The 19,570-nt window shown below is 37.9% G+C and carries 23 protein-coding genes, 1 other RNA gene and 1 other annotated feature; of the genes, 3 read left to right on the top strand and 21 right to left on the bottom strand.

The features are described 5' to 3' along the window. Positions 1–4: 4 nt before the first annotated feature. From IEV74_RS17700 to IEV74_RS17665, 8 genes are all read right to left on the bottom strand, one after another. The gene (locus IEV74_RS17700) at positions 5–643 is read right to left on the bottom strand and encodes a response regulator transcription factor (protein ID WP_188456701.1); all 639 of its coding nucleotides are present in this window, start codon (positions 641–643) and stop codon (positions 5–7) included. A 12-nt stretch (positions 644–655) separates the two neighbouring features. After that, entirely contained in the window at positions 656–1,735 is a 1,080-nt protein-coding gene (locus IEV74_RS17695) for a sensor histidine kinase (RefSeq protein WP_188456700.1), read from the bottom strand. Between the two features lie 19 nt (positions 1,736–1,754). Continuing rightward, positions 1,755–3,053, bottom strand: coding sequence for a M20 family metallo-hydrolase (locus tag IEV74_RS17690; RefSeq protein WP_188456699.1), 1,299 nt, complete (start codon positions 3,051–3,053; stop codon positions 1,755–1,757). Between the two features lie 202 nt (positions 3,054–3,255). Next, positions 3,256–4,113: an SAM hydrolase/SAM-dependent halogenase family protein gene (locus tag IEV74_RS17685; protein WP_188456698.1), complete on the bottom strand. Its 858-nt coding sequence runs from the start codon at positions 4,111–4,113 to the stop codon at positions 3,256–3,258. A 59-nt stretch (positions 4,114–4,172) separates the two neighbouring features. Further along, positions 4,173–4,447: a binding site (T-box leader), on the bottom strand. Positions 4,448–5,585: 1,138 nt separating this feature from the next. Next, entirely contained in the window at positions 5,586–6,086 is a 501-nt protein-coding gene (locus IEV74_RS17680) for a DNA-deoxyinosine glycosylase (RefSeq protein WP_188456697.1), read from the bottom strand. A 33-nt stretch (positions 6,087–6,119) separates the two neighbouring features. Beyond that, positions 6,120–6,695: a histidine phosphatase family protein gene (locus IEV74_RS17675; RefSeq protein ID WP_188456727.1), complete on the bottom strand. Its 576-nt coding sequence runs from the start codon at positions 6,693–6,695 to the stop codon at positions 6,120–6,122. A 32-nt stretch (positions 6,696–6,727) separates the two neighbouring features. Further along, positions 6,728–6,916: a hypothetical protein gene (locus tag IEV74_RS17670; RefSeq protein WP_188456696.1), complete on the bottom strand. Its 189-nt coding sequence runs from the start codon at positions 6,914–6,916 to the stop codon at positions 6,728–6,730. Between the two features lie 188 nt (positions 6,917–7,104). Continuing rightward, on the bottom strand, positions 7,105–7,476 hold the full coding sequence (locus IEV74_RS17665; protein ID WP_188456695.1) for a cytochrome-c oxidase: 372 nt from the start codon (positions 7,474–7,476) through the stop codon (positions 7,105–7,107). Positions 7,477–7,639: 163 nt separating this feature from the next. Between IEV74_RS17665 and IEV74_RS17660 the strand changes: the two genes are divergently transcribed. Beyond that, positions 7,640–8,596: a DMT family transporter gene (locus IEV74_RS17660; protein ID WP_188456694.1), complete on the top strand. Its 957-nt coding sequence runs from the start codon at positions 7,640–7,642 to the stop codon at positions 8,594–8,596. A 136-nt stretch (positions 8,597–8,732) separates the two neighbouring features. Here IEV74_RS17660 and IEV74_RS17655 read toward each other — a convergent pair whose 3' ends face one another. From IEV74_RS17655 to IEV74_RS17645, 3 genes are all read right to left on the bottom strand, one after another. Beyond that, positions 8,733–9,578, bottom strand: a complete 846-nt coding sequence (locus tag IEV74_RS17655) for a deoxyribonuclease IV (protein ID WP_188456693.1) — start codon at positions 9,576–9,578, stop codon at positions 8,733–8,735. An 18-nt stretch (positions 9,579–9,596) separates the two neighbouring features. Then, positions 9,597–10,406 (bottom strand): Fpg/Nei family DNA glycosylase, encoded by an 810-nt coding sequence (locus IEV74_RS17650; RefSeq protein ID WP_188456692.1) that lies wholly within the window; start codon positions 10,404–10,406, stop codon positions 9,597–9,599. A 147-nt stretch (positions 10,407–10,553) separates the two neighbouring features. After that, complete coding sequence (locus IEV74_RS17645; RefSeq protein ID WP_188456691.1) at positions 10,554–11,117, bottom strand: beta-class carbonic anhydrase; 564 nt, start codon at positions 11,115–11,117, stop codon at positions 10,554–10,556. A 217-nt stretch (positions 11,118–11,334) separates the two neighbouring features. Here IEV74_RS17645 and IEV74_RS17640 point away from each other — a divergent pair, with 217 nt between their 5' ends. Beyond that, positions 11,335–11,517 (top strand): aspartyl-phosphate phosphatase Spo0E family protein, encoded by a 183-nt coding sequence (locus tag IEV74_RS17640; protein WP_229683243.1) that lies wholly within the window; start codon positions 11,335–11,337, stop codon positions 11,515–11,517. Between the two features lie 49 nt (positions 11,518–11,566). Here the strand turns inward: IEV74_RS17640 and IEV74_RS17635 are convergent, their stop codons facing one another. From IEV74_RS17635 to IEV74_RS17615, 5 genes are all read right to left on the bottom strand, one after another. Further along, positions 11,567–11,965: a hypothetical protein gene (locus IEV74_RS17635; RefSeq protein WP_188456690.1), complete on the bottom strand. Its 399-nt coding sequence runs from the start codon at positions 11,963–11,965 to the stop codon at positions 11,567–11,569. A 70-nt stretch (positions 11,966–12,035) separates the two neighbouring features. Next, the gene (locus IEV74_RS17630; RefSeq protein ID WP_188456689.1) at positions 12,036–12,407 is read right to left on the bottom strand and encodes a VOC family protein; all 372 of its coding nucleotides are present in this window, start codon (positions 12,405–12,407) and stop codon (positions 12,036–12,038) included. 157 nt (positions 12,408–12,564) lie between these two features. Beyond that, a non-coding RNA gene (gene ssrS, locus IEV74_RS17625) (6S RNA) lies at positions 12,565–12,751 on the bottom strand. A 51-nt stretch (positions 12,752–12,802) separates the two neighbouring features. Continuing rightward, on the bottom strand, positions 12,803–13,051 hold the full coding sequence (locus tag IEV74_RS17620; RefSeq protein ID WP_188456725.1) for a sporulation protein: 249 nt from the start codon (positions 13,049–13,051) through the stop codon (positions 12,803–12,805). Positions 13,052–13,076: 25 nt separating this feature from the next. Then, on the bottom strand, positions 13,077–13,217 hold the full coding sequence (locus tag IEV74_RS17615; protein ID WP_188456688.1) for a small, acid-soluble spore protein L: 141 nt from the start codon (positions 13,215–13,217) through the stop codon (positions 13,077–13,079). A gap of 121 nt (positions 13,218–13,338) precedes the next feature. On the opposite strand from IEV74_RS17615, the gene IEV74_RS17610 reads away from it, so the two are divergent. Continuing rightward, positions 13,339–13,515, top strand: a complete 177-nt coding sequence (locus tag IEV74_RS17610; RefSeq protein ID WP_188456687.1) for a glycine zipper domain-containing protein — start codon at positions 13,339–13,341, stop codon at positions 13,513–13,515. Positions 13,516–13,674: 159 nt separating this feature from the next. Here IEV74_RS17610 and IEV74_RS17605 read toward each other — a convergent pair whose 3' ends face one another. The 5 genes from IEV74_RS17605 to IEV74_RS17585 form a co-directional block, all read right to left on the bottom strand. After that, positions 13,675–15,285, bottom strand: a complete 1,611-nt coding sequence (locus IEV74_RS17605; protein WP_229683242.1) for an acyl-CoA synthetase — start codon at positions 15,283–15,285, stop codon at positions 13,675–13,677. 383 nt (positions 15,286–15,668) lie between these two features. Continuing rightward, a complete protein-coding gene (locus tag IEV74_RS17600) occupies positions 15,669–15,878 on the bottom strand; it encodes a hypothetical protein (RefSeq protein WP_188456686.1) in 210 nt (69 codons plus the stop codon). A gap of 746 nt (positions 15,879–16,624) precedes the next feature. After that, positions 16,625–17,569 carry a ribose ABC transporter substrate-binding protein RbsB gene (gene rbsB / locus IEV74_RS17595; protein ID WP_188456685.1) on the bottom strand — a complete coding sequence of 315 codons (945 nt, stop codon included), beginning with the start codon at positions 17,567–17,569 and terminating at the stop codon, positions 16,625–16,627. Between the two features lie 60 nt (positions 17,570–17,629). Then, positions 17,630–18,565, bottom strand: a complete 936-nt coding sequence (gene rbsC, locus IEV74_RS17590) for a ribose ABC transporter permease (RefSeq protein ID WP_188456684.1) — start codon at positions 18,563–18,565, stop codon at positions 17,630–17,632. Continuing rightward, positions 18,562–19,458 (bottom strand): sugar ABC transporter ATP-binding protein, encoded by an 897-nt coding sequence (locus IEV74_RS17585; RefSeq protein WP_308419013.1) that lies wholly within the window; start codon positions 19,456–19,458, stop codon positions 18,562–18,564. Before IEV74_RS17585 ends, rbsC begins: the two co-directional genes overlap by 4 nt. Positions 19,459–19,570: the final 112 nt, after the last annotated feature.

The raw sequence follows: 19,570 nt of genomic DNA, 5'->3' as shown, positions 1-19,570 counted from the left end.
TCATTCACATTTCACTTATGTTATGTTTAACAGCATAAATTGCCAATTGAGTCCGATCACGCATTCCTGTTTTTTGCAGGATCTGTGTAATATGATTTTTCACTGTACCAATAGACAAATATAGCTCATCAGCGATTTCTTTGTTTGTCATTCCTTCGCCAACCAGTTTTGTTATTGCCAGTTCCCGTTCGGAAAGTTCAACATCCATACGAACAGATTTCGGCCGCTGCAGCAATCGAGGCATTACCTTAGCAGCAACTTCATCATGGATGGTAAGACCACCGTTCATGCAGCTGTGCACCGCTTCTATCAATTTACTGGACTCTGATGTTTTAAGCAAAAAGCCATTCGCCCCTTCTCTTAACGCCTGTACGGCATATTCCTCATCGTTAAAAGTCGTTAAAATTAAAATTTTTACGTCTGGCCATCGTTCCCTGATTTTCCTTGTTGCTTCAATACCATTCATGACCGGCATCCTTACATCCATCATGATAAAATCGATCATATGCTTTTCTAAAACAGCTAATGCTTCCTGTCCGTTTCCTGCCTGATGGGTCACAGCTATTTCATCATCCTGTTCCAGAATAACTTTTAAACCTTGTCTGACAATTTCCTGATCCTCAACTAACAATACCCGCAGCATACTTCCAGCCCCTTAATCACTTGGAATTGTCCCGCTTACGACAAATTGATTATCCGTTTGAAACACCTCTAAATCGCCTCCAATTTCCTCGACTCTCTGCATCATGTTCGTCAGACCAAAACCAAATTCAATTGACTTTACTGTAAAAATTGGGTTAACAATCTCAAATGAAACAGCACCAATGGCAGACTTTCCCAGGGTAATATGTACCTCCCTTGACCCAGCATGGCGCATAGCGTTTGTTAACGCCTCTTGGATCACCCGGTACAAAACGACACTCTTTTCATTTGATAATGCGATAGACAATATCCCTTGCTTCATTGTAAATTGCACGAGAATGTGACTTTCCGCCTCTAATTTGCGAATTAAATGTACTACTGTTGCAATTCCCTCGTTTTCTTCAGTTTGCAATGCCTTTACAGCATGACGGGTTTCCTCCAGACTATCTTTTGCCAATTGCTTTAATTCATCATATTTTGTATCCGTATTTTGTATAGTTAACATTTCCAATTTCATAATTAAAGCTGTTAAACGATGACCGACCGAATCATGAATATCCCGTGCTATTTTCGTTCGTTCCTCGAGTCGTGCATTATTTTCTGCAACCAGGTTCATTCGTTTTAACCGCCGATATTCACCCAGAAGCTCATCGTATATGGCTTTTTGTTCGTTTCTTGCAGTCGCCATCCGATTTAATGTCCATACGATAAAGTAGAAAAAAACACTAATAACCAGTGTTTCTATCATTCTGCTTTTATCTAGAATGCTTAATAGCAAGGATGATACCAGATTACTTATCAAATAAATCATAAAGCCTTTTTCTTTTAACTGAAATGCAGACACAATTGTTACGAACAGCAGCAGCAAAAACGTATATATAGTATTGTACATGATTAGCAAATCATGGATAACAATTATAACGGTTAGACATATGTATAGCAGAAACGATGCCTTTCTTATAGATAAGAAAAAATATAATCCTAAAGCACTTGTAAAAAATAACAAACTCACTGTTGCATTTTCACTATATTGAACAATCATGAATACCCATAAAAAACAGAACACGCTAAAACGCAGCCAAAAAATACGCACGCTAAGATTTCACCTTCTCCTAACCATGAGGCTGTAAACTTTCAATAAAGTGCTTTAATACATGTATGGACTGTACACAATCATTCAGATCCGACCACTCGTCGGGATTATGACTTATCCCATCTTTACTTTGCACGAATAGCATAGCAATCGGTAATTCCCCTCCAACTATCATCGCATCATGCCCAGCGCCACTTGGCAATTTATATGGGCGAATTCCTTTAGCCCTAAACGACTTTTCAAAGGCTAACTGAATTTCTTCCTTAATTGGGACGGGATTCACACGCATATTCTCCACTGATCCAACCAGGACATCATGCTTTTTAGCAATAACGGAGCCTAACGCTATAACCCGCTCAACTAATTCATCCCGTGTTTCTTTATATATATCGCGTATATCCACAGATAGTGTAACCTTTCCCGGTATCACATTAACGCCATTTGGCTTAACATCAAGCTTTCCAACCGTTGCAACAGCGGATTCACTGATCTGACGAGGAAGCTTGTTTATTTCAAGGATAAATTCGCTGGCAGCTACCAATGCATCATGACGGTCGTTCATCGGTGTGTTTCCAGCATGACCCGCCTTTCCATCAAACGTAAAATCCAGCCAGCAAGGTCCAGCAATCCCAGTCACAATCCCACAAGGAAGATTTTCCTTCTCCAAACGCTTTCCTTGCTCAATATGCACTTCTACAAACATTTCTATTTCATCTAAATTCCGTTTTGCTTTTTCATACCCTGCGACACTGAGACCAACATCATGCAGAACCTCTTCAAAACTCATTCCTAAAGCATCTCGCAATAGTAATTTTTCTTCCATATTACCTAATCCGAGCATTCCTTCACTTCCATTGAAACCGCCATTAAATCGTGCACCTTCTTCATCTGAAAAAATAACAACTTCAAACGGCTTTTCCGGTTGGTAGCCTGTATCCTTCCATGCTTCAACCACCTCTAATGCTGATAATACACCAAGAGGACCGTCGAAATGGCCACCATTCGGTACACTGTCAACATGTGAACCAGAAACTATGGAAGGCAAATAATCGCTTTTACCCGATAATCTGCCAAAAATATTCCCCGCACCATCTTGATAAACTGCCAAACCCGCTTGGCGCATCCATGCTGAAACCTTTTCCTTCGCCTGTTTCTCTTCCAAAGAAAATCCAGGGCGATTCGAACCGTTTTCAATTGTCCGTCCAATAGCAGATAGCTCTGCCAGTCGACTAGCTACCCGCTCTCCGGATAACCCATCATAATCATGTTTTTCATCATAGCCTTTCATTAACTGTTCCTGTATTGAATTTGCCGCCATCTTAAAGCCTCCTCATCATGCTGCTTGTTAAAACCATACCAAAAATTCGGACATTTGAAAATATAAAAACGGTAAATAAGACATAAGGACAAGCTAACGTCATGAAATCGGTTTGCATGCGGGGTGCACATAGTAACTGCGGCGTATGTGACGGTACATGATCAAACTTTCCCCCATCGAATTTTACTACCTTTAATTTTTTTTAGTTATAACCTACTTTCGCTGCCTTTCGTATCATAATTTTCCAATTAACCCCGGTATTTATATGATACGCTTTAGCAAAGGACCCCTGGTTAAGCGCTACCCCCAGATTATCTAATGAATTCACATACAAAAGTGGTTCACCCAATTGACTATCTGCAAATGATCGCCTAAATGTCATAATATTCTTGTACACTTGCTGCGTATTGTTTGCAATCGAAACCTCTAGTGAGTCACCATATTGAATTCCCGCCTCCTCGAATGTTTCCCTAGTTACATTCGTCCAAATATTTCCAAACCGAATATCCAAAATATCAATGTTACCCGAAATAACTCCCTGGTTAACAGTTACTTCCGGTTTCGGCAATTCTACAATATTATTCACCTCAACGATTGGTCCCACCTCCTCGTAAGTAATAACCTTAGCCGCAAGTCGTGCTCCAGTATATGCGTAAACGTCACGCCCATGAAATGTATAGGATTCTCCCGATTTCGGCAAACGATTAATATTTTCATCGATAATACGTGCCTCAACTATTCCAATATGATGTTTGATATGGGTTAACGTTCCATTATCTGGTGTAACAATATATTGATTGTCTGCTGTTTTTACAACAATGCTTAGACGCGATGTTCCCACACCTGGATCAACCACAGACACAAATACTGTTTCCTCTGGCCAATAGGATACTGTTTGATATAAACGATAGGATGCCTCCCATATATTGAATTGCGGAATATCGTGTGTCAGGTCAAATATTCTAAGTTTCGGATCAACTGATATGGCAACTCCATACATTGCACCCACTGCACCATCACTAATTCCAAAGTCTGTTTGAATAACTAAATTTCTGCTCATGTCATATTCCTCCTAGTATATTTTTGTAATTAAAAAAACCACGCCATTATCAAAAAATCGATAAGGACGTGGTTGGATATACGTGATACCACCTTACTTCACCGTATGCTCACACATACAGCCTCAACAAGTACGAAAGCCGTTTTGAACTTTTATACTGTGGCATGGATAACGAGTACCAAATCTCGCCGGAACCTACTAATACCCTAAAGCGGTACGTTCAGCACGAAACTCAGGGGCCATTGTTCAGATTCGTATTTTTGCTTCTTTTCAGCTGCCGAAGCTCTCTTGTAAAAAATAGCTGAATCCTACTTTTCCCCTTCAACGTTTTTCACATTACATTAATTAAATTAACGTAATTATACGGAATTAAAATTAATTATGCAAGGGGAATTTTTATGAAGATTATGATATTCCATTAGTGCTGCTCGTTCGTATGATAAAAGGATTTTAAAAAACCGGACAGCAAATCGAACGGCATTTAAGTTAACATAAATTTTATTTCTGTTAATCCGTTTAGATGTATAGAAAACCTAAAGGGAATTTCGAACCAGCAGACTATGTATTACGTGCAACTAGCTATCTAGCATTCCCCTTCATTTAGTGGGTAAAAATTATCATTTTCGTAATCATAAACCATTCAAAATAAGGCAAGAATATTATTCAGGTCCACTGTCGTTTAGAATAATCATGACTCTCGACAGATCATGAATAATGTATAATCTAACAAACAGTGCAAAAACGATACTTAAAAATATTCTAACCTATTGCAGTTACATAAACTGCAAGCAATATAATTTTACAATAGGGTAAATGGTATGATAGTAAAGGAGGAATGGAGGGTTTTCATCAAACTTACCGACTTCTATGAATATTGTACCATTTTCAAATAATTACAACCTTTTCCAGCTAATTTATTGTATAATGGTAAAGGACAGGTAATGCAGGGTGAGCTTCACTGAAGCTGCATAGGGAAGCTTCTTTAATCGGCGGCTTTAACCCCTAAGAAAGGGGCTGAAAGCAATTGATACCAATTGAAAAAGCAATTGAGTTGATGCTTATGTTTTCAACGCTTATATTGTTAGTTGTAAACAGCCGAGAAAAAAAGTAATCACCCTGTCGATGGAGTTATCGGGATAATTACTTTTTTCATTCCTTAACAAAGTCGCCGCACCTTGCGGATACTGTCCGAGTCGCAAGTTGCCCCTTGCGACTCACCTTTTTATTGTATTCAATCGTTTTAAGAAAAACAACTAAAAACACAAATACAATGAAATTAAGCAATTATTACTATTTCTCGTACATGTTAGCAGCTCTCTATCTATCTTTATTATACCTTAATAGAAGTTAAATTGTTAGCTTTTATTAGTAAGTACCCGTTTATCGTATCAATATAAACAAGACTGTTTGATAGAATTGCGGTTGGGGTGAAATGGTTTAGATTTAAGAGAGTTGCTAACTGCTCCAGCTTTTTATAAATAATCAAGAATCCTTTGCCATTCCTCTACCTTTCCAGCGAAAGTTTTCGTATATCGACCAGGAATTGGACTTGTTGAAGGCATCTTCCTAACATCAACATCCCTTAATTTTGATAGGTCAAAATACTTCTTAAACGTTTGAAATGATTTTGTCCCGTTACATGCAATTAACTGAATTGCAGGATACTCATCTAATAAACCCGCAATATCATTAGGCTCTTCATCCATTATAGCTGAATCCAAGCTGCCATCACGATAGCACGAACCAATTGTATCCCACAATGCAATACGATGCCGTTTTATAAACGCCAGCTTATCATCATACTCCAGCAATGGCTTCTGATTAAATATCTCAAAAAGAATATCCCAAAAGTGGTTTCTGGGATTCCCATAGTATTCTTGTTTTTCTAATGATTTAATGCTGGGCATTGATCCAACTATCAAGATAGCAGGATCCTTGGGCAGAATTGGAGCTAATGAGGTTAGTTTAGACATGTTATGAATCCTTCTTTCATTCTTCTAAGTTAACTATACGCCTGAGAGGTGTGAAATTTGATTAAAATTGTTTACCGACCATTGTTCTTCAAAAAATTGAATGTTACTGATACAGGCGTTAATCAGTTTTGTTTTTCCAGAACCGATTTCCCCTTTTGAAAGTGTGCCCAAAATAGAATTAATAACTGCTCCGTGTGCCACAAGCAATACTTTCTTATTACGATATTTTTCGTTAATCTTATGTATCCCTTTCATTACTCGTATCTTCAGTAATTTATTGTCTTCCTGATTTGGATAAGCATTATTGGGAAAGGCCTTCATTCTTTCTTCCACTGTCATTCCTTCTGCATCTCCAAATGATTTTTCAACAAATTCCCCCATCTCGATCAACGGTATTTGTAAACGTTTATTGATAATTTCTGCTGTTTGCTTTGCTCTTTTCAATGGACTGGTAATGACCACATCCCAATGTAACGTTTTTAGGAATTCCCCGCATTCCTCCGCTTGCTGAATTCCAGTTGCATTCAATGGTATATCGGTTCTTCCTTGTACTTTTCCCAGTGCATTCCAATCTGTTTCCCCATGTCTTACTATGCATATGGTTGTTATTTTAAATCACCTCCTAGGATTGTCCCCTATTTTTAATTATGTCTTGGTATATTTTTCGAAGCCCAAATACTTAAAGTGCCTAGAAAAATTGCAAGCACTGCTATGAAAAGTCCGATTCCCTGTGAAATTAAAGAAATTATTAATCCTATTATTCCGACTAATAGAACAAACAAACCTATCAAAAAAATAATACTTGAAAAGAATTCCAATACAGCATCCATAGCTACTCCTCCCTTTACATTCATCTATTCAGTATGATCCCGCTTAGCTAAATATCATATGTATATTTTAAACTTTCAACAAAAACAAGCAATTTTCCTGCTTTTTTTGAGGTAGTTTACTTTTGTAAAATGAATCAAGGATTTTTGTCTTTGCAAAAATCCTTGATTGCTTATTGCGATGATAATGATTAAGTATTTTCCAGGTTCTTCAGCACATTATACCCAAAACAAAAGATCCCAATTACTGTAACCGCACCACCAAGGGTTGCAATCGGAAAGAACAGCGGGCTTACTCCTAAAATTGCCATGGCAATACTAAACATCATGACTGGCAAGCCAATATTATGCATCCAGAAATGTACTTTAGCGGTCTTTGTTTCGGTAAGGTGTGGAAATAACGTGTACAGGATCCCTGCAACTGCCAGTGACATCCAGCCCAGCAAATTAATGTGCACATGCACTGTAGCTAGGGTGAAAACATGAAAAATTGACATATAAAGACCGAATGAAATTCCGATTAAAAAATATATGGCAGCAATTTTTATTAGCTTTTTACCCATTATATACCTCCCAATTTATAATTTGGCTGCTACTAATTGTATGCCGTGTTCACCTGTTACAGTATATATTTTTAGGAATTTCAGCCCAGAACAGCTAAATTTTCAATTATTGGATTTTTCCGCTTCTGATTTTGTTATGATTAATATGAATTGGGGTGATGTAATGAAAGCAACGCTAATCGGCGTTTTAGCTGCAGTATTTTTTTCAGTCACATTTGTTTTAAATCGTGCTATGGAGCTGGAAGGTGGAAGCTGGGTATGGAGTGCTTCTCTTCGATTCATGTTCATGCTGCCAATCTTATTAATCATTGTCGGTTATCAGAAAAATGTTCGTCCCGTTCTGAATCACATTAAAAAACAACCGCTCCCATGGTTAACCTGGAGCACGGTTGGATTCGGGTTATTTTATGCACCGCTTACCTTCGCAACAATTTATGGGCCTGGCTGGCTTGTTGCAGCAACCTTTCAAATAACAATTATTGCTGGATCGCTGCTCGTTCCATTTTTAAATAAAAAACAAAAACAGCGAATCCCAATCCAAAGTATATTTATCTCATTAATCATTTTAGCTGGAGTATTCATTATGCAAATGGAACACGCAACGGCTGTGCCAATTATGAGTGTCGTCCTATGTGTCATCCCATTAATCATTTCGGCATTTTCCTACCCGCTTGGAAACAGAAAGATGATGCAGCTTGTAAATGGTGAATTGAATACATTTCAGCGTATACTTGGGATGACTATTGCAAGCATGCCGTTTTGGATTTTCCTATCAATTTACGGAATTATTGTTCATGGTGGACCAGCCTCCAGTCAATTATTGCAAACGTTTCTTGTAGCAATCTCATCAGGAATTATTGCTACCGTACTTTTCTTCTATGCCACAGAGCTTGTCAGTCATGATAATCATAAACTCGCAGCCGTGGAGGCTACACAATCTGGCGAGGTCGTTTTTGCCTTATTTGGAGAGCTGCTGGTTTTAAGTGCACCAATGCCTAGTGGACTATCGTTTATAGGTATGGCTCTTGTTGTTATTGGGATGATATTACATAGTGTAGTGTCAGCGCTTGGGAATCAGAAAAAGGCACTGGTTTATAAGAAGGTTTCAGGTAATGATTAAAGAAATTTTTAAATTAACTAGCGAATTAAAAATAGGGAAACTACCACTAACATAGGAGGTAGTTTTTTTCATTAGTATTTCTTTTGGTAATTGAAATATCATACACATTAACAATATAGTTCTTTCACTTCAACCTTTATACCGACTGCCCACCCCACCTGCTCTTTAGCAGCTGTATTTCCTTTTTATGTGAAATCTCTTCTTTTGGTGTTTCCAATATAAATGGAATGTTCTTCAGCTGTGGGGTTCCGATGAGCTCTTCAAATTGCTTTTCCAAAATATAGCCGTTGCCAAAAATGTTTGCATGGCGGTCTTTCCCTGAACCTGTTTCATACTTTGAATTGTTAAAATGAATTACTTCTAAATGATCAAAGTACCCTAGCTCTGTTCCCCTCCCCAATACCTCATCCCAGTTTTCTCCATTCCAGAGACCACTTGCATAAGCGTGACACGTATCGAAACAAAACCCTATTTTTTCTGGATAATCACATAGGTTTCGGACCTGGACAAGCTCTTCCAATGTCGTTCCAATTGAGCCAGGAACTCCTGCATTGTTTTCAAGAAGCAGTTTACAATTGCCTTTCCACTGACTAAGAACCTCATTAAGCATCTCAATCATTAATTGGTAGCTTGCAAGAGGGTCATCCTTGCCGCTTGATTTCCCAAAGTGAACTACTGTACCAATTGATCCGCATAAATTGGTTATTTCCAAATCATTTAATAAAGAAGCAATAACATTGTTCCTTTTGTTATCATCTTTGGGTGTTAAACTTGTTGGATAGGGAGTGTGTGTGACAGAATCAATAGCATTTTCACTGCAAAACGTTTTACATAGTTCAGCATCTTCCCTGTTATATTCCTTTACAGATAGACTTCTGGGATTCTTGGGGAAATATTGAAAGGCAGAAGCGTTCATTGATGCAGCTTGTTTTGCGGCGCCTAAGTAGCCTTCTCTTATCGAAACATGACAACCAAATTTCATAACAATCCCCTTTCAGCATTAACGTTGACAACCTTTGCAATAAAATGTTTTTCGGGATGAAATTTCTTCCTTAACAATTAATGCACTGCATCGTTTACATGCCTCTCCCGCGCGGTTGTACACGTACATATTCGCCTCATACCCGCCTGTTTTCGTGTCTCCTATAAATAATGGCTGATCCATGTAGCCCCCGCATTGTATTGCCTGCTGAAGGATAAATCTAATGGATTGGTATAATTGTCTCTTTTCATTGCTATCAAGATCATTCATAGTTCGCTCCGGTAACAGTTGTGCATGCCAAGCGATTTCATCAGAATAACGATTTCCAATACCTGATAGGAATTCCTGATTGACGAGCGTTGTTTTGATCATGCCTCTTCTATTTTCGATAAGGTCTGAAAAAGTATCGAAAGTAAAATTTGCAGCAAGTGGCTCGGGACCTAAACCGGCCAATTCCTTTTTCACCTCTTCTTTTGTAAATAGATGCAAATACCCTAATCTCAGGCCAATAAAGTAAAGGTGCTGTCTGCCAAAGGATAATTGTATTTGAACGCTCCGATCTGGTTTATCCTTTACTGTTCCATAATACATCCAGCCGCCAAGCATCAGATGCAAAAGTAACACATAGCCATTATCAAGATACAAGAGTAAATGTTTAGCCCTTCTATCGACCGTTTCAATTTTCCGTTCTTTTACCTTTTTTAAAAATTCTGCTGCCTTTACATTAATTGATTTTTCCCGATTAATAATGACATTGGTTATTCTTTTACCGGCAATTTTTTGATTCAGCAGGATTTTGCAGTTCTCCATTTCCGGCAGTTCCGGCATATTTATACCTCCACCCAAAAGCTATTCAACCTATTTTCCCCCAATTAATAAAATTCATAAGTGAGAAGTGCATGAATCATAAACCGTAAAAAAACACGGATGAATGATCATCCATGTTTTTGTGCATCGCTTGTTTGTTTGTTAAACCTATTTCTCATACCCATTAACAACAAGATCCAGTTTACCAGTTGCAGGATCAATTACCAATCCATGAACTGCCACGTTCTTTGGCATCAGTGGGTGGCTGCGAATGGTTGATACACTATTTCGTACACTGTCTTCTACATTATCAATTCCATTTAAAAATTGTTCAAGGTCAACACCGGCACTATGTAATGTATCCAGTTTTTCCTGACTAATTCCGCGTTCTTTTACCTTTTCTAACATATTCTCCGGCTTCACACCAGTCATTCCACAATCATGATGTCCTACAACACACACCTCTTCTGCTGTAAGTGCATATACCCCGACAAGGATACTTTTCATTGTACTCCCAAATGGCTCCTCCACAAGTGCCCCGCCATTTTTCACCATTTTGACATCGCCATTGCGCAGATTCATTGATTTAGGAAGTAATTCTACTAAACGTGTATCCATACATGAAAGAATTACAAGTTTTTTATTTGGCAGCTTTCCCGTTTGATACGCTTCATATTCCTTATTTTCCACGAATTTTTCATTATACGCTAAAATTTCATCCAGTAGTGTCATAAAATCCTCCTATAAACTTTGTTTCGATAACTTAATTTTACTAGGACAATATCTAAATGAAAAGAAATATGTATAACAGGGATTATTCTATGTCTAGTTTTGTATTGTTTTGACTTCATTTGTAGAATCTATTGAATTATTTTGAAAAACTAGTCATAATATATTTCGTTGTGTATGAGTCTAATGACTTAAGTAATAGGGTGAGGGGAAGAAAAGAATGAAACAAGTAATAAGACCAATGCGTTATGATTTATCTACGGCTATTTTAGTGAAAAAGAGAGAAATGATTGAACTAGGAATGAAGTATGGGTTGGCGGATAAAAGAACAATTGAATGCAGTCAGCAGCTTGATGATCTCTTAAATAGACATGAAAATGTAAAAAAGCTTCGTTATGCCTGATTAATAAGGAGCAGGCGAAAAACGAGCCTTGTATTAGCGCTCGTTTTTCTCAGCCTTCTATTAAGGCAATGTAAAAATCTTTTTCTCCGTCGTTTTCGGCAATAAGTACTTTTCTATGTTCTTTCGTAGTATTAAAAATTTTAGTACCTGCTGGCAGTTTAGTGGCAGTTCCATTTCCGAACTCACTGCTGTTGGAGGTTTTCTTGGTTATTACACCAATTTGCTCCGCTTTTTGATAATCCTCCCCTTGCATCCATGCTAAGCGGGAGCCTTTCGCGTAAACCAAATTATTGAATTGGAAAATATCAGCATTACTGTTCTCGTTAAGTACATCTGCTGCAGTTGGATTTACCGTTGATTTTGGCAATTCTTCCGATTTATTAGTTGACGTTTCAGTGCAACCAGCTAAAATTATCAAACCAAATAAAATTAATATGAAGTATCGCATGAACAGCACCCCCTACAACAATAGACGTTGTCATTCTATAATAGTTGCAGAATCACATATAAATCCAATCCTATTCCATCCATTCTAAAAACTCCAGTCTATTTCCAAATGGATCATCTAAATAAAACCGATTTGCACCAGGTAATTTATCATCATTTTTAATCATTACATTGCGTGAATTTAAATACGTTTTCATTGCCTCAATATTTTTCACACGAAATGCTGGATGAGCTTTTTTTGCCGGGAGAAAATTATTTTCAACGCCAATATGTACATGAACGGTCCCGTACCTAAACCACACGCCTCCACGCTTGCGTAATGATTTAGGCTTTTCGATTTCCTCAAATCCCAATAAATCGTGAAAGAATTCCCGTGCATGATCCTCTCCCCCAACAGGCGCAGCCAATTGAACATGGTCAATAGTATCAATTTGATAAGTCATTATCAATTCCTCCTTTGCTCTGATTACATTATAGCTAATCCTAACAACTATATATAATATGAATTTTCTATCAAAATCCCCAAGTTTTACTTATACCCCAGCAAAATGCAAAAAGACCAATCTCAATTAAGAAACTGGTCCCGACGTTAATATATGTAGTACAGCCACGTTTGCCGTAATTTCTATCTAAAAAGTTTTAAACCACCACTTCGCAAAGTGGGTGTTTGCAGAAACCTTCCTGTCTTCCGCTCAGTGACGGCCCGACATTAGAGTTCCAATTTAAAACTCCCTATTCATACATTAGAGGTTAAAACTTATTATGATTACGAACATCGTAGCTTGTATTTATATACTACATCCTTAATAAATTGATTTCAATGGTATATTTACCCAAATTAGAACAATAATTCATAAACCTCATTTAGTTCTTTTACCCTATTATCATTCTGCACATTCCTTGCATAGTTTATTTCCCTGACCAACATTGAATTTAAATATTTCATTTCATCATCGTTCAATTCCTCAACGAATTCACCTTCACCATTATAATTTTTATATTCCAATTTTTGATAAATACCACCGCAAATATCGCTATCTATATAGTTTGAGAGCGATTCGCGCAAATATTGTAGTGTCTTATCGATTAGTCTCACCTTTTCTTACATACATTTATCGCTTCGTATTCGTTTTTTTAGCACGCTGCTGAAGCTGGGATTCAGGCTCTTGGTTAGCAGCATCTTCTGTTAACCCTTGTTGGTTTGTACTAGTGTTTACCCTTTTTTGACTCCAATTATTCTTTTTTTCGCTCATTGAAAACACCTCCAGTAGATAGTGTTTCAAAATCATGGTAATATATGCAGCATTAGACACAAGAACGTACAGCTGTAGCTAGCTGGAATCCGAACGATATAAATCGAATGAGGTGAAAACAATGCCAAAACAGGAGTATAAGAACGATACAAGTACTTGGATTGTAGTAGGTATAGCAATTGGTATTGCGGGTGGAATGATCTTTGATAGCATCGCCATTGGAATTGCAGTTGGACTCGCAATAGGGCTAGCCGTAAGCTTCAGATTTAATAAGGATAAGCAGAATAATCCAAAATAATTTCTTAACTGATTGGAATGGTGGGTAGTTTACAGTCATTAGAAAAGGGGAAGCCAGCGATAATGAAGGTCGACGTTTTTTTACGAACTTAATCTTTGTTTTAAAAAGGGAAAGATAAAGGTGAAGCAAAATATTTTGCTTCACCTTTATCTTTGCTCCTTACTCCTCGCTAAGCTCCTCATACTGCTCCCTTAGTGATCGCTTCAGTACTTTTCCACTAGGATTTTTAGGCAATGTTTCGGTAAAGTCAACATACTTAGGCACTTTGAATTTAGACAGCTTCGATCTGCAAAATTCAATTACTGCCTCTTTTGTCAAGCTTGCGCCAGCTTTTGGAACAATAATGGCAGTTACCGCCTCTATCCAGTATGCGTCCGGAATACTGACAACAGCTACCTCCGAAACACCATCAAGCTGATAAATGGTTTCCTCAACCTCCCTGCTGGATACATTGACCCCGCCAGTATTGATCATATCCTTTTTCCTGTCAATAATTGTTAAATATCCTTCCTCATCCATAATCCCAAGATCGCCACTATGGAACCAGCCTCCGCGAAATGCTTCAGCAGTCTTCTCAGGATCATGCAGGTAACCCCTCATTGCATGTGGGGTACGATGAACGATCTCCCCAATTTCACCCCGAGGTACTTCATTATCTTGATCGTCAACAATCTTTGTTTGGACATTTAGTGTTGCCGCACCTGCTGATCCAAGCTTGCGTAATTGATCAGCGGGCTGCAGTGCTGTTGCTAATGGAGCCACCTCGGTTTGTCCATAAAAGTTCCAGAACTTAGCATTTGGCAGACGCTCAGCTAATTCTTTTAAAATTTCCCGAGGCATAATTGCTGCACCATAGTAACATTTTTCCAAAGAGGAAAGATTACGTTTATCAAAATCTGGGTGACGCAACAGTCCAATCCAGACTGTCGGCGGGGCAAATAGTTGAGTTGCTGCTTCCTCTTCAATTGTCTTCAGAATAATCTCAGGGCTGGCAGTTTCTAATACGATTCCACTCGATCCAACATATATACTTGGACCTAAAAATACATGTAGTTGTGCACTATGGTATAACGGTAATGCATGAATTGCCACATCATGTTCCTCCATTTTTCCATTAACAATACAACTGACATATTCGCTTATTAGACTTTTATGAGTAAGCATTACCCCTTTTGGCCGAGATTCTGTACCGCTCGTATATAATACATGGGCAAGATCATCATCTGCAATTTCCACATCAACAAAATCAATCTGCTCTTCTTTTCGTATTGCAGACAATACCCCCCAGGAAGAGAGCTCATCCATTGGTTCATATGTTATAGGCAAGTCCATTAAATATTTATGCCTAATCTGAGCATTGCCAGCAGCATTTTCAAGTAATGGTGCATACTCCTCGGAAGCAATAAAACCAGTTACCTCTGCATGTTCTATAATGTATTGTACATCCCCGCCAGTCAGCATGTAATTAATCGGAATCATTACCGCACCAACCCTGGCCAAAGCAAAGTTCACTACAACAAAATCCAGGCTGTTCTTTGACATCACAGTAATCATTTCACCTTTATTCATACCCTGTGCAAGGAAAGCGTGTGCTGTCTGATTTACTAAATCATCCAGTTCTGCATATGTCAGACGCTGTTCTTTATAGCAAATCGCAAATTTTTCCGGCATTCGATCACGTGTCCTTGCAAGTAAATCCCCTAACGTGTTTCTGCGTGCACGTTCTAACATCTTGGAAAGCTCCATATTCTCATTTGCCTGTATACTCATACTCCCACTCCTTAGGTAAAATGTAATATATGCCATCCCATATGCTGAATATTTATTCTTTTATTTTAATTCAGAAAACTAATGTTGACAAGTGTTAATAGTGCTGTACTCCAAGCATTTGTTTCATATTTTGTCGATTTTTGGCTTGTATTTTTTATTCTTAAACACTTAATCTTCACAGAATACAATAAGGTTATGGAAGTGTTATCTCTAAATGTCCACCCAGAGATACTTGTCCTAATAATCCAAATAGTATAAAAGAAGACGAATAACATTACAAAATAAAAACCCCAATTTCTAATTATGATAAACTAAGAAATAGGATTTTTATTTTTGTTGGGAGTTTGAATTCAACATAGTTAAATATAAACAAAAAATTCATTTTATGATTTTTTAAAAAATATACGGTCTATTATAAAAATAACTACAATTGAGAATAATAGTGCGAGTGTAATATTTAATCCATTAGCTTCACCGAATAAACGAATTAATAAATTTTCATATGTAGGTAAACCAATCCAGTTTAAAATTGGTAACAAAATAAACAGCCCTATTAGAAGACCAGCTATACGAAATAAAAAATATTTATTCATATTTTGCTCTCCCTTGAATGTTTTTACTTCAATTGTACCACTGCTGAAGATTAATTAATTATTTATAATTATAAATAATAATCTTTTGTTTATTATACACTTATCCCCGTTTTCGGATCTCTTAACCTCTACTGCCTCCCGGTTGAATATTTCTATCGTTTGTCAAACCTCCTTCACCTCTCGATATAAATTCGATTAAAAAGGCTATTATCCTTTTTTTATTTTATATTGAATTTGTCATCCCCATTGTAAGTCATCAAAAAAACCCCTCTTTGCAAACAGACAAAGAAGAGCTATCGGAAGGGTTAAGGGGAAATTTTCCACATATAAAATTCACTTCTCGTACGAAATTTTCAAATTATTGGCAGCACCTCAAGACTAAAGTCCTGGGATTTTATGTAATCACTCTCCCTATCGCCCTGTAAAATTCTCGTATTGGTACTGGTTTCTTCATAATAAATTTCTAAACGTTCACTATTTGGTTTTTCAGGTAGTTGAGCGGTACTCGTAAATATTCCATCTTTTACTCTTTTTCTCTTGTTTCTTCTTTCAGCTTCCTCACTTCTTTAAGAATTGTTGAATAATGGGTCTTTTTGGTAGTTCGAGAGATTCTCGTATTTACGGACAATTAACAGTAAAGATTAAAAAAATCCGAACGAATACAAATTCTAATAAAAGAATTCATAGTTCGGATTTCTTTTTGGCTAAAATACTTTTACGCTAGCCATTTTCACTATTACTATCTACTATTCTGTCACTAGCTGCAGTTCAACTGGTATAAATTCTTCAACAGATTCATCACTGACCACCTTACCTGCAGCCTCAATAGCTTTTTGCCCAATTAATTCTGGCTGCTGAGCGACTGTTGCAGCCATTTTACCCTCCTTTACCGCTGCACGAGCATCGTCTGTTGCATCAAATCCAACAACAATCACATCCTCAAGCAGACCTTTTGATTCTAGTGCCTGTACTGCACCTAAAGCCATTTCATCGTTATGCGCAAATACTGCATTAATTTCTTCCGTGCTTTGCAGGATATTCTCCATAACAGTTAACCCCTCTGTACGGTCAAAATTCGCTGATTGTTTGGCAGCAACTTCAATTCCTTCGATACCATCGACGATATTATGGAAGCCTTCTCCTCGTTCACGTGTCGCGGACGCACCCGGAATTCCTTCCAATTCTACCACTTTACCTTGATCACCCAATTGTTCAGCAATGAATTTCCCTGCCATTTCACCACCAGCAACGTTGTCAGAGGCGATGTGTGTTACAACTTCGCCACCTTCCGAGCTTCGGTCAACTGTAATAACCGGTACATCTGCATCGTTAGCTAATTCAACCGCAGTCACAACTGCCGCTGAATCAGCCGGGTTAACTAATAGCACATCAATATCTTGCTGCAATAGATCTTCAATATCACTTAATTGTGTTGAAGGATCATTTTGTGCATCAGAGGTTAAAATTTCATAGCCAGCTTCCTTAGCTGCAGCTTCTGCGCCATCACGCAATGTTACAAAGAACGGGTTGTTTAATGTTGAAATGGACAAGCCGATTTTCACACTATCCTCTGATCCACTATCCTTTGTACCTTCTGATTCATCTGATGATGAACCTGGTGCTTCTGTTGAACAAGCTGTCATAACTAAAATTAAAACGAATAGACCTAATGTTTTTATCCATTTACTCATTTGTTTTTCCTCCCATGGAAAATTATTATTTTAGATGCTCCAATAGAACATCGTCAAACCTTATTTAGATCTGCGGTCCAGCAAGACAGCAAGCAGGATTACGCCGCCTTTTACTATTTGCTGATAAAATGATGATACGTTTAATAGGTTCAGGCCATTATCAAGCACCCCAATGATTAAGGCCCCAACAAGTGTCCCAGCAATTCTTCCGCGTCCTCCCATCAGACTTGTCCCACCGATAACTACAGCGGCAATCGCATCCAATTCATACATTGATCCAGCGGTTGGCTGTGCTGAATTTAATCGGCTAGTTAAAATAATCCCTGCTAAAACAGATAACATACCTGCTAATGAATAAACCCAAATTTTTACCCGATCCGCTTTTATGCCTGAAAGTGTAGATGCTTCTTCATTTCCACCAACAGCATATACTTGTCTGCCAAAAACAGTTTTACGCAGCACAAAGAATAAAATCAGGAATACAACAAGCATTAGGATAACAGGGAAAGGAACGCCAAATACATATCCCCGGCCAATCATTTCAAATGCAAAACTATCAGATAATCCTGTAATGGGTTTACCATCTGTATAAACGAGTGTTGTCCCACGGAAAACAGTCATTGTTGCAAGCGTCGCAATAAATGGTGCTACTTTCCCCTTCGTAATAATTAAACCATTCACCGCACCTAAAGCTAGTCCGATTATTAATCCAACAAATACAGCCAAAAGGGGATCCATGCCACTTGAAAGCATCCCGGCGGTTAATGCACTGCCTAACGCCAAAATGGACCCAACGGATAAATCAATCCCCGCTGTTAAAATAACAAACGTCATTCCAAATGCTATAAGTGCATTTACGGAAACCTGGCGTAATAGATTAAGAATATTGTCGAGTGTAAAAAAATTATCACTCAATAAGCCTAATATAATCAGAATCAAGATCAACCCGATAAATGGACCGATTTTAGCAAAGTTTGTTACGAATAAGCGTTTCATGCGTTCTTACCTCCTCCTGCTGCAGCAGTCATAATCTTCTCCTGATCAGCATCCTCTTTATCTAAGATACTTGCAATCTTCCCTTCATGTATGACCATAATCCGATCACTAACACCTAGAATCTCTGGAAGCTCGGAGGAAATCATAATAATCGCTACACCCTTTTCCGTAAGTTCATTCATAATCGTGTATATTTCCTTTTTCGCTCCAACGTCAACACCGCGGGTCGGTTCATCCAGAATTAAAAGCTTTGGATTTATTCCAAGCCATTTTGCAATTACAATTTTTTGCTGATTTCCACCGCTTAAATGTTTTACCTCTTGCTCAGCGCCAGTTGTCTTAACCCGAAGTCTTTCAATTAAATTATTAATCAGCTTATTTTCCTTCGATGAGGAGATAACTCCATTGTTCGAAATCGCTTTCATATTTGTTAAAGATATATTTTCGCGGATGGATGAATTCAAAAGTAACCCCTTTGCCTTACGATCCTCCGTAATAAAGCCAATTCCAGCTTTTATTGCATCTCTAGGGTGGTGAATGGATAACGTATTTCCAGCTAATTTAACCGTTCCATTATTTTTCTTTTTGAATCCAAAAATGGCCTCCATTATTTCCGTCCGTCCTGCCCCCATTAATCCAGCTACTCCAAGGATTTCCCCTTTTTTCACGTTAAAACTGATATTCTTAAAGATTCCTTTTCTCCTAAGGCTATTCACTTCAAAAACAATAGCACCGGCAGTACCTGTTCTCGCCGGGAATCGTTCTCCCAGCTCACGGCCAACCATCATTTTTACAATCGCTTCAAAGCTTGTTTCACTAATGGTTTCCGTACCTATGTACTGTCCATCACGCAATACAGTAATTCGATCACAAATTTGAAAAATCTCTTCCATTCTGTGTGAGATGTATATGATGCTTACACCTTTTTCCTGTAGTGATGTAAATCAGCACATTATCCCAGACATCAAATATCAAATTAATCCAGCTTAAAATCCGAGATAATGT

Source organism: Virgibacillus oceani, from assembly GCF_014638995.1.
Taxonomy (GTDB): Bacteria; Bacillota; Bacilli; order Bacillales; family Amphibacillaceae; genus Virgibacillus_E; species Virgibacillus_E oceani.
The sequence above is the reverse complement of the archived record's forward strand: the minus strand, read 5'-3'. Positions and strand labels throughout refer to the sequence as shown.

Coding starts and splice junctions, on each gene's coding strand:
- IEV74_RS17700 (WP_188456701.1), bottom strand. CDS start 643: ATGCTGCGGGTATTGTTAGTTGAGGATCAGGAAATTGTCAGACAAGGT.
- IEV74_RS17690 (WP_188456699.1), bottom strand. CDS start 3,053: ATGGCGGCAAATTCAATACAGGAACAGTTAATGAAAGGCTATGATGAA.
- IEV74_RS17685 (WP_188456698.1), bottom strand. CDS start 4,113: ATGAGCAGAAATTTAGTTATTCAAACAGACTTTGGAATTAGTGATGGT.
- IEV74_RS17680 (WP_188456697.1), bottom strand. CDS start 6,086: ATGTCTAAACTAACCTCATTAGCTCCAATTCTGCCCAAGGATCCTGCT.
- IEV74_RS17670 (WP_188456696.1), bottom strand. CDS start 6,916: ATGGATGCTGTATTGGAATTCTTTTCAAGTATTATTTTTTTGATAGGT.
- IEV74_RS17665 (WP_188456695.1), bottom strand. CDS start 7,476: ATGGGTAAAAAGCTAATAAAAATTGCTGCCATATATTTTTTAATCGGA.
- IEV74_RS17660 (WP_188456694.1), top strand. CDS start 7,640: ATGAAAGCAACGCTAATCGGCGTTTTAGCTGCAGTATTTTTTTCAGTC.
- IEV74_RS17655 (WP_188456693.1), bottom strand. CDS start 9,578: ATGAAATTTGGTTGTCATGTTTCGATAAGAGAAGGCTACTTAGGCGCC.
- IEV74_RS17650 (WP_188456692.1), bottom strand. CDS start 10,406: ATGCCGGAACTGCCGGAAATGGAGAACTGCAAAATCCTGCTGAATCAA.
- IEV74_RS17645 (WP_188456691.1), bottom strand. CDS start 11,117: ATGACACTACTGGATGAAATTTTAGCGTATAATGAAAAATTCGTGGAA.
- IEV74_RS17640 (WP_229683243.1), top strand. CDS start 11,335: ATGAAACAAGTAATAAGACCAATGCGTTATGATTTATCTACGGCTATT.
- IEV74_RS17635 (WP_188456690.1), bottom strand. CDS start 11,965: ATGCGATACTTCATATTAATTTTATTTGGTTTGATAATTTTAGCTGGT.
- IEV74_RS17630 (WP_188456689.1), bottom strand. CDS start 12,407: ATGACTTATCAAATTGATACTATTGACCATGTTCAATTGGCTGCGCCT.
- IEV74_RS17615 (WP_188456688.1), bottom strand. CDS start 13,217: ATGAGCGAAAAAAAGAATAATTGGAGTCAAAAAAGGGTAAACACTAGT.
- IEV74_RS17610 (WP_188456687.1), top strand. CDS start 13,339: ATGCCAAAACAGGAGTATAAGAACGATACAAGTACTTGGATTGTAGTA.
- IEV74_RS17605 (WP_229683242.1), bottom strand. CDS start 15,285: ATGAGTATACAGGCAAATGAGAATATGGAGCTTTCCAAGATGTTAGAA.
- IEV74_RS17600 (WP_188456686.1), bottom strand. CDS start 15,878: ATGAATAAATATTTTTTATTTCGTATAGCTGGTCTTCTAATAGGGCTG.
- rbsB (WP_188456685.1), bottom strand. CDS start 17,569: ATGAGTAAATGGATAAAAACATTAGGTCTATTCGTTTTAATTTTAGTT.
- rbsC (WP_188456684.1), bottom strand. CDS start 18,565: ATGAAACGCTTATTCGTAACAAACTTTGCTAAAATCGGTCCATTTATC.
- IEV74_RS17585 (WP_308419013.1), bottom strand. CDS start 19,458: ATGGAAGAGATTTTTCAAATTTGTGATCGAATTACTGTATTGCGTGAT.